The organism is Paractinoplanes polyasparticus (assembly GCF_019710575.1).
Lineage (GTDB): Bacteria > Actinomycetota > Actinomycetes > Mycobacteriales > Micromonosporaceae > Actinoplanes > Actinoplanes polyasparticus.
The window spans coordinates 30,897-44,254 of record NZ_JAHWFK010000062.1 but is presented as its reverse complement, the minus strand read 5'-3'; the positions used below and the strand labels follow the sequence as shown (position 1 = coordinate 44,254).

10 protein-coding genes are annotated in these 13,358 nt (G+C 68.4%); 6 read left to right on the top strand and 4 right to left on the bottom strand.

Annotation, left to right across the window (positions count from 1 at the left end; translation table 11 throughout):
* The first annotated feature begins 551 nt into the window (after nt 1-551).
* The 4 genes from KXC43_RS45280 to KXC43_RS45265 all read left to right on the top strand — a co-directional run bounded on the left by KXC43_RS45280 (nt 552) and on the right by KXC43_RS45265 (nt 4,473).
* Nucleotides 552-1,799 carry an IS110 family transposase gene (locus KXC43_RS45280; RefSeq protein ID WP_221382483.1) on the top strand — a complete coding sequence of 416 codons (1,248 nt, stop codon included), beginning with the start codon at nt 552-554 and terminating at the stop codon, nt 1,797-1,799.
* 1,023 nt (nt 1,800-2,822) lie between these two features.
* Nucleotides 2,823-3,329 (top strand): hypothetical protein, encoded by a 507-nt coding sequence (locus KXC43_RS45275; protein ID WP_221382482.1) that lies wholly within the window; start codon nt 2,823-2,825, stop codon nt 3,327-3,329.
* Nucleotides 3,326-3,889: a hypothetical protein gene (locus KXC43_RS45270; RefSeq protein ID WP_221382481.1), complete on the top strand. Its 564-nt coding sequence runs from the start codon at nt 3,326-3,328 to the stop codon at nt 3,887-3,889. The genes KXC43_RS45275 and KXC43_RS45270 overlap by 4 nt, the downstream gene beginning before the upstream one ends.
* Complete coding sequence (locus KXC43_RS45265; protein WP_221382480.1) at nt 3,886-4,473, top strand: hypothetical protein; 588 nt, start codon at nt 3,886-3,888, stop codon at nt 4,471-4,473. Before KXC43_RS45270 ends, KXC43_RS45265 begins: the two co-directional genes overlap by 4 nt.
* Nucleotides 4,474-4,492: 19 nt before the next feature.
* On the opposite strand, the gene KXC43_RS45260 is transcribed toward KXC43_RS45265, so the two are convergent.
* From KXC43_RS45260 to KXC43_RS45250, 3 genes are all read right to left on the bottom strand, one after another.
* Entirely contained in the window at nt 4,493-4,822 is a 330-nt protein-coding gene (locus KXC43_RS45260) for a hypothetical protein (RefSeq protein WP_221382479.1), read from the bottom strand.
* A 45-nt stretch (nt 4,823-4,867) separates the two neighbouring features.
* Nucleotides 4,868-5,668 carry a hypothetical protein gene (locus KXC43_RS45255; protein ID WP_221382478.1) on the bottom strand — a complete coding sequence of 267 codons (801 nt, stop codon included), beginning with the start codon at nt 5,666-5,668 and terminating at the stop codon, nt 4,868-4,870.
* 105 nt (nt 5,669-5,773) lie between these two features.
* Complete coding sequence (locus tag KXC43_RS45250) at nt 5,774-6,085, bottom strand: hypothetical protein (protein WP_221382477.1); 312 nt, start codon at nt 6,083-6,085, stop codon at nt 5,774-5,776.
* 435 nt (nt 6,086-6,520) lie between these two features.
* On the opposite strand from KXC43_RS45250, the gene KXC43_RS45245 reads away from it, so the two are divergent.
* Entirely contained in the window at nt 6,521-7,753 is a 1,233-nt protein-coding gene (locus KXC43_RS45245; RefSeq protein WP_221382476.1) for a TIR-like protein FxsC, read from the top strand.
* 30 nt (nt 7,754-7,783) lie between these two features.
* Nucleotides 7,784-11,704, top strand: a complete 3,921-nt coding sequence (fxsT, locus tag KXC43_RS45240; protein WP_221382475.1) for an FxSxx-COOH system tetratricopeptide repeat protein — start codon at nt 7,784-7,786, stop codon at nt 11,702-11,704.
* Between the two features lie 480 nt (nt 11,705-12,184).
* On the opposite strand, the gene KXC43_RS45235 is transcribed toward fxsT, so the two are convergent.
* Entirely contained in the window at nt 12,185-13,354 is a 1,170-nt protein-coding gene (locus KXC43_RS45235) for an FxsB family cyclophane-forming radical SAM/SPASM peptide maturase (RefSeq protein WP_221382474.1), read from the bottom strand.
* Nucleotides 13,355-13,358: the final 4 nt, after the last annotated feature.

Here is a 13,358-nt window from a genome sequence, read left to right as displayed (position 1 = left end):
GCACGCGTGCACGCGCACCAGAGCCTGTCCCGGGGCGGGCTCGGGAATGGGCCGGTTCTGCAATTCCGAGGTGGCGTTGGGCTTGGTGATGACAGCGGCTTGCATGTGACCGGTCATAGTCAGACTCCCATCGTTTCAACGTTCGGTTACCGCGGTTGGCCGGTGTAGCCCGGTGGCCATGGGATGGGACCGGCATCCTGAGCCCGGTGCACGCGGAGCGAACCTCCGGCCAATCCCGCCGGACATCTCGCGCGCGGGGGCCATCGTCCCCGGGCGTTGGTCGCGGCTCGATCGATCGCGTATGGTTCCGCCTCAAGTTGTTCTTGTTCCCCGCGGACGCGGGGTTGCTCCAGCGTTGAACCCAGGCCGCGACTCGCTACTCGTCGTGGACCGGTTCCGCTTCCCACCGCTGGTGGGATGTGCCTGCGCATCTTGCTTCAGGTGCGTGTGGACACGTTGGCGCGCCATGGCACTGTTGGTGGTGCTCGGGTCGTGTGGACCCGTTCGCTCTCACGGTGCTTTCCGTCGTCCGGTGAGAGGAACACATTCGCATGTCGCCTGAGCCCCGCTATTTCTGTGGTATCGATTGGGCTGATCAGCTCAACGATGTCGCGGTCGTCGACCGGCACGGCGCCGTGGTCGCGCGGACCCGGATCGCCGCCACCCCTGACGGCGTGCGAGAGCTGTTCCACACCCTGGACGGGCTGCGTGTCGGCCACAGCCACGGCCGCCGGCAGGTGCCGGTGTCGATCGAGGCCAACCGGTCTCTGCTCGTGCACACGCTGGTGGCCAGGCGGCAGCCGGTGTTTATGATCTCGCCGAATGACGTCGCTGCCCGCCGGCATCAAGTGTCGCGGGGCCGTAAGTCCGATCGGTCAGACGCCGAGCTGCTCGCGCAGATGCTGCGTGACCGGTGGGGGCGCCTGCAGGCCTTGCCGGCCGTGAGCGCCCAAGCGTCCGCGATCACGGTGCTGGCTCACGCGCAGCGCCGGGCTCAGCGTCTGCGGGAGCAGTTGCAGGCCCAGCTACGGGCCCGGCTCGTGCAGGCGCATCCGGCGGCGGTCCGTGCGTGGGAGGGGCGCGACCACAACCTGTGCCGGGCCGAAGCCCGTGCCGTTCTTCAGGCCGGGCCGACCGCGGCCAGCGCGCAGAAGATTACGGCGTATCAGTGGGAGAAGATCCTGACCGGGGTCCGGCTGCGCCTGCTCGAGCAAGAATCGTTGCGGCTGTGGGACCTGTTCAGCGCTCCGGTCCTGCGACTGCCTTCGGCGGTCGAGCAGGCCACCGCCGTTGAGGTCCGCGCTGTGCTGGCGCAGATGAACCATGCCTGCGATACCACCGAGCACCTCACGACCGAGCTCACGAACCTGTTCCGGGCCCACCCGCATGCGCAGATCTACCAATCGTTTCCCGGATGCGGGCCGCTGACCGGCGCCCGACTGCTGGCCGAGATCGGCGACGACCCCACCCGCTTCAGGTCAGCCCGTGGCCTGCGCGCCTACGCCGGCGTGGCCCCTAGGACCTGGGCCAGTGGCAGCGTCACCCAGGTCACCCACCGCTGGATCTGCAACCGCGCCCTCAAACTGGCCTGCCACCGGTGGGCGTTCTCCGCCCTCACCCGCTCTCCCGGCGCCCGTACGCTCTACGACCACCGCCGCGACCGCGGCGACACCTACGCCGGCGCCCTACGCCGGCTGTCCGCCCGGCTGCTGTCCGGCCTCCATCACTGCCTGACCACCGGCGACCTCTATGACGAGGACCGGATGTTCTCTACCACCAAGCCCGCGCAGACGGTGTGACCGATGGGGATGCTGGGCGGGTGCCCGGAGACGCCTGCTGCGACCCCGAGCCGACGAGCCCTAACGTGGGAACGGCGCCCGGGCACCTCCCCCAGCATCCCCATCACCATTGCTGCCCGGCCGGCTGCCGCTCCAAGCGACTCATGACCGTGGGCATACGGAGTTCTGAGTACGCCACGATCATGATTCGTTCAGTCGCTGCGACGACCGTCCAGGCAGGACCAGCCCGCGGCAACATGCGTTTTGACGGCGACCGACGCGGAATGGGCCACATACTTGCGCGAGCAGCATGCCACCGGCACCCTGCGGGTGCACGAGGTCGACTTGGGGTTCCCGGCATGCGGCGCACAGATCCGGGTACCGCCGAGCGGTCCGTGAACACGCCGCCGTCGGCGGAATCGCGCTACAGCTCTATCCTCTGACCAGCGTGTCGGGAGTGGATCGTGCGGGCCCACTCGTCGAAGTCCGCGTCTCCGCCCTGCGTCGGCTCGTCCTGCAAGCACCTGCCCCGGTCATCGCCGACGCCCTCGGTTTCCACCAGGGCACACTACCCGGCAACGTGGTCACGCCGGCGGAACCTGGGACCGCTACACCGGTGAACGCGCACCTGCCAAGCCGACAGTCACCTGAGCGTGAACGCACCCACGGCTACGTCCGCGCCCCGCTGTGCGGTCCCTGCAACACCTGGCACTGGGCCGGCTGGGGATACGACGTCCGACTGTCGAAGAAGGCGGATATGAGCTACCTGAAGTTGTGCCCGAGCCGGTTCACCGGACAGCGCTCGGCGTAAGCCATCCCCCGACGCGAGCGGCGGCTTCGCGAGCGCCTCGTCGCCTGCAGGTTGTGATCATGGCGGGTCGGGTCGCCTCGCCCGCTTTGAGTCGCGCGGTCGCGCCCCAGCGATGCCCGAAGGAACCGCCAGATGCGGCGAGCGGCCGCAGCCGGCGTTCACCACACTCCTTGCGACAATAAGCGGTATCGCTTATTGTCGGGTTAAGCGATACCGCTTATCGGGAGGTCGACATGATTGGCGCAGCCGCTGCCACCGCCCACGCCGACGCGATCAGCACCGTTATTGCGGCGTCCACGGTCGCCGAGCTCTGCGCGGCCTTGGACCAGTTCGGTGATTTGCGGCGCGGCGCGACTCCCGGCACCGCACCGGGGGTGTCCGACGACGCCCCGGACCGTCACTACACCAACGGCTACCACCTGTTCACCAAGCGCGGGCGGGATGTCGCCGCCACGGCTATTCACAGCCTGCCTAACCACACGTTGGAGCTTTGGGCGCGACTCGACGAGGAGCGCCGCACGCACTCGGAGACGAGGCGGCTGATTGACGACGCAGCAGCCGAGCGCAGTGGACCCGGCCAGCCGCCGATCGGACGCGCCGTGCCGGTACGCCTGCCGGAGTGGCTGATCACGTTGCTTGAGACCGAGTCCCGCGAGGCCGGGATCAGCCGCGCTCAGCTCATCCGCGAGCTTGTCATGGAGGGACGGGCCGCGCGCCGGGCCTCACGTGAGCAGGCATGATGGGCACGGTCAGTGAACTGCGCGCCTATGGCGACAGGTTCCGGGCAGAGCTGCGCCGGCTCGGCGCCTACCGGCCGGATGTTCCCGCTGGGCCATTCCTGCGGATGATCCGAGAATTCATGGACTTGCCCGTGCCTGCGGAGCGGGCAGCCGCGTGGGTCGCGGTCGGCATCGGTCCCAGCACCGCCGTACCGCTGATTGCCTGCGGCATCCCGCCGGCCGGTTGGGTCGTTTACGCCGACCGCTATGCCCAGGCCGGGCAGCTGAACACGCCCGACCTCGCGCTGCAGTGGCTCCTCGCGGGTGTCGGCGTCGACGATGCAGCAGCGTGGGCGAACAGCGGGTTCCTGCCGGGCGAGGCACAGCCGCTCATTGATCAGGGCGTCACCCCTGACATGGTCGGCGCAGCCGACGAGGCAGCCGTGGCGGCCCTCGGCGGGCCCGCCGAGGACCTGCGCGCCGCCGTGCTGCGTCTCACCGAGCAGATCCCCGGCATCGTCATCGATCCGGATGTGGCCGATCGGCTGGGTCTGGACGAGCGCGGCGCAGAGCCGCGATGACGACGGCGCGCTACGAGGTGCTCAACCTGTCCCTCGGTGATGAGCGCTACGAGCAGGTGCTCGGCCAGATCCGGGACGACGTCCACCTGCGGAGCCGGATGTGGGCTGACGCCGAGCACAGGTTTGAGGAGATCCCCGGCAAGGTGTGGACCGTGGTCCTCGCCCGACAGAACGACCGGCAGATCCCGGCGGCGTGGGCCGCCGGCACCGTGCAGCACGTCGGCGGGGAGCCGGTTTTGCTCTGCTCGGACAACTACGAGCGCCGTGGTCCCGGGCGCCAATGGGGTCTGTATAAAGAGGCCTACCGGCATCGTCACGCCACGCTGGTCACGACCAGCACCTTTCCCATGCTGACCTACCTTTTCGCCGAACCGATCCCGCTGCATGAAGCCGACGGCTGGCGCCGTACCGGCCTGTCCGGCGTCAGCCGTGAGCCCGGAAATCGACCCACACGAGTGGTGGGAGCTGCGCCGCGAGCCGGCCATCAAGCACGCTCTCGTGGCTGCTCACAGTTGTCGCGGCGGGCCGTGCTCTGCAGCGTCGAGGCGCACCACTGCCATTCTGAGGATGGGACCTCCGCCTAGCTCCACGCGCCGACGTTGTTCATTTCAACAACACTGAAATCGCGGTCTGCCGGATCAACATCGCCGCAAGCTCAGTGACTACGGCGCCGCCGTCGACTATGCCCGCAAGGTCGACCCACGCCGCATCACCGCCCCGGAACGATCCGCCCGGTAGTGAGAAGACACCGTCCTGCACGGCCGCGGCCACGGCCACGGTCCGCCCGCCGGCGGCTTCGACGCCCTCCGCGCGTGACGTACCCGAGGAAGTCCAGTATCGGCCGTAGGCCCGACAACTCATCCAGCAGCTGCTGTACAGCAGCACCAGCCACAGCCAGCGCCGCAGGCGGGAAACCGAGCCGACCGCAGGCATGGCTGGCCTGCGGCGCCAGACGCGTCTCAGTCACGGCACCGTATGTCAACGCATTGTCAGAACCAGCCACTGGGTCTGCCGGACAGCGGCCATGGCTGGTCCGGGGACCAGCCGGGTGCGGCGGCGGCGGCCGGTGGCTCCGGTGGACAGCAGCGGACGTCGGGCGGCGGCGCGGGTGGCGGCTTCTCGAGCCGTACGCCGGAGGGTGTCAGCAGCCTGGACGGCTGAGCCGGCGTAACGCCAGGCGTCCTGTTCGGCTTGGGCGGACAGCTCGTAGCGGCGGCGCCGATAGGCCGCGGCGGCGCGGTTGATGACCAGCTGCTGCTCGACCGGGTGCAGGCGAGCGTCCCAGCCCTGGCGGCCGGCCAGGGCATCGACCATCGCCGCGGCGGGCAGGTCGCCCCGCTCCACCGCGGCCGCTACCACCCGGTGCAGGAAACGCTCCCGAGCCGCGTACTCCGCGCAGGTCCCCGTCGGCCACGGTGACCGGAACGCGGCCGCGGCCAGGCTGTCGCGCAGCCGCGCGTCGGCATCGAGCCACGCCTGCCAGTCCGCGGCCTGCTGCTCCTCGGCCTGCTCCCACCGCTGCCGCCACTGGCCGGCGGCGACGGCCGCCCGGTCGGCCGCGACCTGCACCTCCGCCGCGAACCTGACGGCGTCCAAGGCCTTCTGCGACCGTGATGAGGAACGCGCCGGCCGTGCCCGGTGCAACGCGGCGAACAGGTCCCGCAAGGCGCGCCCCGGCTCGCGCAGGACATGAGGGCTGCCCAGCAACAACACAGCCGGCACCGTCATGACGAGCAGGCTTCCCCAGATCACCAGCGGCGTGGGTTCGGTCAGCAGCATTTCCGCAACCACGTTCACAACAGCAGTCCATCCGCCTCGTCGATCGCCGTCGCGGGGGCCCGGACGACGTGCTGCGACCGCCGCGGCGCGGGGCGCGGGCGGCGGTCAGGCGACGACGAACGGCGGGGCGCGGGAACTGCGGGCAGCCGCGGCGAACTGGTCGGACAGAGGCAGTGAGCGGTCGGCAACGCCGGGCTCGGCAGCAGAACAGGTTGCGGTGCAACGGTCCAGCTCAACGTCCGCAGGCGCGGTAGCAGTCGACGCTACGGCGTGATGCGTGGCCGAGGCCACGGAGCTGCGGGCGGATCCGGCGACACCAGAAACGGCCAGGCCCTGCGAGACGCCGTACAGCGCCAGGACCATGACCACAAGAACAGGCAACACCCGCGCCACACTGCGCCGGGTCTCGAATGCCATGCCCGAAATATACCACTCAGTCGATCATGGACCAGCTCGCCACACTGTGCAGTCGTAAAGCTCCGCGACCGATGACGCGCTCGGGCTTTCGGCGCCAGCTTTAGCTGCCGGGTGTAGACCGGCATCAGTCGGGCTGATGCCGGGTCCCACACGCCACATGCTCAGAACGCCGCGGAGCACCGCGCCCTCGGCCACTCGCGGCCGTCGGCGCTGGCAGCCAGGCATCCAGCAGGCAATCCAGGATGTGCTGGCGTAGTGCCGTCCTTGCGGTAGAAGATCCAATCGATGGAAGCCGATATGCAGGCAGCCCACCGCTGAGTCATCGGCTATATACTCCTCGTAGCGACCCTGCCGGGCGGCGAACGGAGTCAATAGCCGGTGCGTGCCACCGCCCGATGAGGACCGTCGTTTGTGCCGCGACGCTGGGGGCCCTGATTGGTCGACTATTACTTCTTCCTCAGCTACGCACGCGGCGACGACCAGCACTGGGTCAATCAGTTCTTCGACAACCTGTCCGCCGAGGTGCGCTCCCACGCCGGACTGCCCGCCAACCGCGCTGTCGGATTCCTCGACATGGAGATGCCCGTCGGGGAACGTTGGTCGCAAGCATTGATGACCGCTCTCGACACCTGCCGCACGTTCGTCGCTCTGATCTCACCGCGTTATCTGATTAGCGAAGCCTGCGGCCGGGAATGGGCCGTGTTCGACGACCGGCTGCGCACCCTCGAGGACCGCGGCCCGCTGGCCCACCCGCCACCGCTGCTGCCACTGCTGTGGCTGCCGCCAACACAACTGCCGCACACGGTCGTTGCCCGGCAGTACTTGAACCATGGCATGCCCGATGTTTACGACCGGGGCGGACTGCGCCAAATGATGCGGCTCACCCGGCACCGCGACGACTACCTGGAACTGCTCGACCGGCTCGCCCGGCAGATCGTGGCCTGCGCGCACTCCGGCCAGCCGATGCCCGGCTCCCGCGCCGTCACATCGTTCCACCAGGTCCGTAGCGCGTTCCTCGACGACCCGCGCCCGCCCGCAGTGACCTCGCCGGCAAGCCGGGTCGAGTTCGTGGTCGCCGCGCCGGCCCTGGCCGACCTGGCCTGGCAATTGCTGCCGGGCGTCACCCGGGACCCGCGGTTCTATGGCAACGAACCCCGGCACTGGGCGCCGTTCCGCCCGACCGTCGACGCACCGATCGCCGACCGTGCCCAAGCGGTCGCCCTGGAACACCAGTTCCATTCGGTGATCACCGACCTGGACACGGTGCACACCCGCATCGACGAGAACGGCACCGGCGAACGGATCGTGATCCTGCTGATCGACTTGTGGATCACGGGCGTCCTCCGCCACCGCAGCCTTCTAGCTCAATTCGACACCGACAGTACGACGCCGAGCTTCGCCCCAGTGCTGGTCACCGCCAACGACGGCGATGAGCAGACCCACACCCACCTCGACCGGCTGCTGGCCACCCTCAGCGAGGTGTTCTTCCAGCGCATGCACGCCCGCTCGGACGTGACCTTCCGCAGCGTGATCCTGAGCCCACAGTCGTTCGACGCCGACCTGGGCGTTGTACTGGAACGCTCCCGCAACCGAGTCCTGCGGACCGGTTCCGCTCGCCGGAGTACCACCACCAACCACGGCGAACGTCCCATTCTCCGCGGCCCCTGACCCCTGCCCGACACCGAAGGGAGATCGATTATGGATGCCGAGCCGAACGGCCACGGTAACGGCCGGATCGTGACGTTCTATTCCTTCAAGGGGGGAACCGGCCGGACGATGGCGGTCGCCAACACGGCCTGGATCCTGGCCGCCAACGGACTGCGGGTTCTCGCCGTCGACTGGGACCTGGAATCACCCGGTCTGCACCATTACTTCCGGCCGTTCCTGTTGGACAAGAAGCTGCGCCACTCACGCGGCGTGATCGACATGATCCGCGACTTCGCCGCCGGGGCCGTCGTCGAGCCCGGCGACCCCAACCTGGGTCGCTATGCCGACGTCGAACGCGAAGCCGTCTCCCTCAGCTGGCGGTTCCCCGGCGGCGGCCTGATCGACCTCTTGCCCGCTGGCCAGCAGAACCCGGCCTACTCCAGCGCCGTGAGCACCTTCGACTGGCCCACCTTCTACGACCAACTCGGCGGCGAACAGTTCCTCACGGAACTGCGCGAGAACATGGCACGCCGCTACGATTACGTCCTGATCGACAGCCGCACCGGGCTCAGCGACTCCGCCGGCATGTGCACGGTCACCCTGCCCGACACGGTAATCAACTGCTTCACCCTCAACGAACAGAGCATCGACGGCGCGGTCGCCGTCGCCGAATCCATCCGGCGGCTGAGCAGCCGGCGACCGGTGCGGATCCTGCCGGTCCCGATGCGCGTCGAGGACGCCGAGCTGCTCAAACTGGAAACCGGACGCGATCACGCCCGCCTGCGGTTTGCCCCGTTCCTCGAAATGACCACCGAACAGGCCCTCGACTACTGGGGCAACGTCGAGGTCCCTTACAAACCCTTCTTCGCCTACGAGGAGATCCTGGCCACCTTCGGCGAACGCGCCCGGCAGGAACACTCCTTGCTTTCCTCATTCGAACGGCTCACCACCATCATCACCGGCGGGCAGGTCACCGAGTTCCCGGCACTCGACGAACGCGAACGGCGGCAGTGGCTGTCCCTATACGAAAGGCAGAAACCCTCCGACAACGCCCGCACCGTGATCAGCTTCGCCGCGATCGACCGTACGTGGGCAGACTGGATCGCCGCCGAACTTGAACGCGCCGGCTTGCCTACGACGCTCCAGGAGGTCGACCTCACCGGATCCCTTACCGACACGGCCCGCGGACTGGACATCCTCCAGGAACCCGGCACCCGCCTGATGGTCGTCTACTCGCGCGGCTACCTACGCTCGGCGCAGGCGGAGTGGGTGTGGCGGTGGGCCACCGACCGAGACTGGATCGCGGGCAGCTTGGTTCGGCTGCGCATCGACAACAGTCGGCTGCCGGCCTTACATGCCGGCGACCGGGCGGTCCGGGAACTCGACCTGTTCAACCTGGCCGAGGACCAGGCCCGGCAGGTCCTGCTAGACGCCGTCGAACGCTCCGGAGCTGCACCCGAACGTGCCGGGCTCCGCTCCGGCCCACGATTCCCGACCAGCACTCCACCGGTCTGGAACCCGCCGCAACGCAACCCCACCTTTACCGGCCGCACTCTGCTGTTGGAAAATCTGCGCGACCGGCTGCCGATCGGCGGCACCCCCGCCGTCCCGCAAACCCTGCACGGCCTCAGCGGCGCCGGAAAGACCCAGGTCGCCCTCGAGTACGTGCACCGCTTCGCCGCCGACTATGACCTCGTCTGGTGGATCCCCGCCGAACAACCCAGCCTGGTCCGCGCCTCCCTGGCCGAACTCGCCGAGCTGCTGGGACTGCCAGACGCCGAGAGCGTCACTGAACGGGTCGAGGCGGTCCTGGACGCCTTGCGCCGCGGTGAACCCTACCGGCGCTGGCTGCTGGTCTTCGACAACGTCGACCTTCCCGATGAGATTCGCCCCTACCTGCCCTCCGGCCCGGGACACGTATTGCTCACCACCCGCAACCAAGCCTGGGGCCGGCACACCACCGCAGTCGAGGTCCTCGTGTTCACCCGGGCAGAGAGCATCGAACTGATGCGCCGACTCGTCCCGGAGATGCCCGAAGCCGACGCCGCGCTGCTCGCCGAACGCCTCGGCGATCTGCCACTGGTGATCGAGCAGGCTGGCGCCTGGCTGGCCGCGACCGGGATGCCCGTCAGCGACTACGCTGCGCTGCTGGAGACTGATCTGCCGCAGGTGCTCAGTGACGGCACCGCGTCCGCCTTCGAGCAGACCGCTGCCGGCACCTGGCGGGTGTCGCTGGAACGGATCCGCGCCGACATGCCCGCCGCCGCCCGCCTGTTGGAGGTGTGCGCGTTCTTCGCACCCGAACCGATCCCCATGCGACTGATCTACAGCGGACGTTTCCTGGAACTGCTCCAAGTCTACGACCCTGCGTTGCAGGACCCACTGTTGATCGGCCAGGTCGTCCGCGAGATCGGCCGCTACGCGCTGGCCCGTTTCGACGCCGGGCACAACGCCATCGAAATGCACCGCCTCGTACAGACAGTAATCCGCTCCGGGATGACACCCGAAGCCCAGGCGCAGACCGAACGCGACGTGCACGACGTGTTGGCGGCGGCGAACCCCAAGGAACCCGACGAGCCGGAGAACTGGCCGGTCTACCGGCAGATTCGCCCCCATCTTGAACCGACCGGCACGCTGCGCTCGACCGTGCCTGCCGTTCGGCAACTGGTCATCGACATGGTCCGCTACCTGTGGAACCTCAGCGACCTGTTAGAGAGCCAGGGCCTCGGCGAGCGGGCGCTGGCCGCGTGGCGCCGCACCGGACAGGACGACGACCTCACCACCCTGTGGCTGCGCCTGCACATAGCCAACCCGATCCGATCCCAGGCCAAACTGACAGAGGCCCTCACCATCGACGGCGAGGTGCACCAGCAGCTGCTGGCGACCGTCGGGTCACGACACGCATACGTCGTGATGAGCCTTAGCGGGCAGGCTGCCGACCTCAAAGGCCTGGGCCGCTACCGGGAAGCCCTGGAGCTGGACGACGCGGCCCTGGACCTGGCCCGGCAAGTGCTGCACCCGGAGGCGCGCCGGACCGTCTTCGCAATGAACAACCTGGCCCTGTCTCTGCGGTTCAACGGCGACTTCGCTGGGGCCGCCGAGATCTCCGAAAGCGCCTACGAGGTGTCCCACCGGGTCTGGCCGAGTTCACCATTCAGCATTCGCATGGGTGCGGTCCTCGGCAGCGCCTACCGGGACCTGGGCCGATTCGCCGCGTCTCAGGAACTGCTCCAGACGGTCCTCACCCTGTCCACGAAGTTGATGGGCGCCGGTCACCGCGACACCCTGGCCGTGGCCCGCGCTCTTGCGGTGACCCTGCGCAAGACCGGGAACCTGGCGGAGGCCCGCCAGCTCACCCAGGAAACCATGCCGGCCCTGGAACGGCGCCTGGGCCGCAGCCATCCGGAAACCCTCGCCTGCCTCAACGACCTGGCAAGCGTGCAGTCAGCGCAGGGGGACGACCAACAGGCGCTGGAAACCTCCCAGGATGCCCTGGGCCGCTACGAGGCCCGTCTCGGCACCGACCACCCGTCCACCCTCGCCTGCAAGAACAATGTGTCGATCTTCCTGCGCAAACTGGGCCGCAACGACGCCGCCCGAAACTTCAGCGACCAGGTCATCGCTCGCTTTCAGGAAGTCCTCGGCCCTGACCACCCCTACACGCTCGCCTGCTTGGTCAACCGCGGAAACGAACTGTTCGACGCCGGTGAACTCGACCAGGCCCGCGACAGCGACCAGGAGGCATGCGACCGGCTGGCAGCGTCGGTCGGCGTCGACCACCCCGACGCCTTAGCCGCGATGAACAATCTCGCCATCACCCTGGCCACCAGCGGCCACCAGGAGGCGGCAGCACAGCTGCGACGCGCGGTCCTGGAACGCTCCCGTGCCGCGCTCGGCCCGGATCACTTCAATACTGTGGCCGTCGAACAACAGGTCCGCCTGAACTGCGATATCGATCCCCCGCAGATCTAAAACGACTCAGCTGCGATTATCGGTCCGCATCAAACTCAACATCACGCCAATTCGCGCCTTGAGGCCACGGATGGCCTGCTCTTGGCCGAAGCGATCTGCGACAGATCCCGGGACTGCGGAGCGCGCACTCGCGGGTGCATCGGTGTCTGGTATGAGGCAAGGACGTCCCTGTTTCCCGTAGCGCCGCGTTCACTAGATTGCCGACAGGGCCGGCCAGAGCGGCAGCGGCCCGGTTGACGGCGGCGGTGCCCTTCCGCGATCCCACGCGCCTGGACCAGCTCGGCTATCCCGCAGAGTGTCGAGTCGGCGACGGTCAGCAGGTCGGCGCGGCCTCATGCTACCCACGGACCTGTCAGAACGGGCGGCAGAAGCAGTACCGGACTTTCAAATCTCCCAAATGTCCTCGACTGCTCGTCGCAGAACCCGGCTGACCTCAATCCGGCGTTGCCACTCACAGCAGGTCGCCCAGGCTCGACGCGGTCAGGCGGGTGACCGGGCCGGCGCGGTCGGCGGGCGTTCGGCGGCACGGCGGAGATCGGCGGACACTCGTTCGCGGATGTGGCCGATGAGGCGCTTCTGGTCGGGGCAGTAGACGGTGGGATTGGCAAAGTCGTCCGGCGCGCGAAAGCGGTGGGCGTAGTGCCCACCGCCGCACACCCGCACGATCCGGCACGCCCGGCAGTCCGCGCTCAGCGCGGCTAGTCCCTGCTGGCGGGCCTGTACGCCCGGGTGCTGCAGCGCCTCGTCGAAGCTATTGCGGAACACGCTCAGACCGGTCGCGGCGGCTCCCTCGGCCACGGTTTTGAGCACGTCTGACTGTTCCAGGCTTCCGTCGGTTTCTACGGTGATGTAGTCCACCGGGTCCAGGCCCGCCGCCTCATAGCCGCTGGCCCGGTTGAGTAGCAGGGAGATGATTGCCGTGAACAGGCGGATGTTCGTGCGATGATCGGGCGCGTCGTACCAGCGGTCGAACACCGTGACCAGCCAGTCGCCGTACGGCGTACCCGGGTCGCCCGGCGCTCGCCGCGGGGGCGGGTTGGTCCAGTTGCCGTGCGGTAGTAGCAGGTCCAGGGCCGGGGGTTCAAACGCGAGTAGGCTCTCGTAGACGTCGATCGGGTCGTTGCGGACGTCGACCGTGCACAGTAACCCACTGTACAGCGACCGGTACCTGTCGTGGCGCAGCCGGTTGAGGGCGGCGGCCACCGCGTCGAAACTGCCAGCTCCGGACGCGAAGTTCCGGTGCCGGTCGTGCTCGGCGCGGCCACCGTCCAGGCTGATGCCGACGCGAATGTCTAGGTCGAGCAGTGCGTCGAGCATCGCCTCGTCGAGCAACAACCCGTTGGTCTGAATCGCGAAGGTTACCTTCGCAGCGGGGCCGACTGCGGCGTGGACCGCGCCGGTGACTTTGCGCACGGTGCCGACTCCAGCCAGCAGCGGCTCACCGCCGTGCAGCACGATGGTGACCGCGTCGAGGTGCCAGGCGTGGACGTGTTCGGCGATGCGCCGCGCGGCGGCCGAGATGACCGCCTCGGACATCACCCGAGGGCGGGTGCGCCAGGATTGGTCGGCGTGCCGGTAGACATAGCAGTAGTCGCAGGCAAGGTTGCAACGGCTGTGCAGCTTGAGCAGGAACTGCCGGAACGGCCGCATCGCA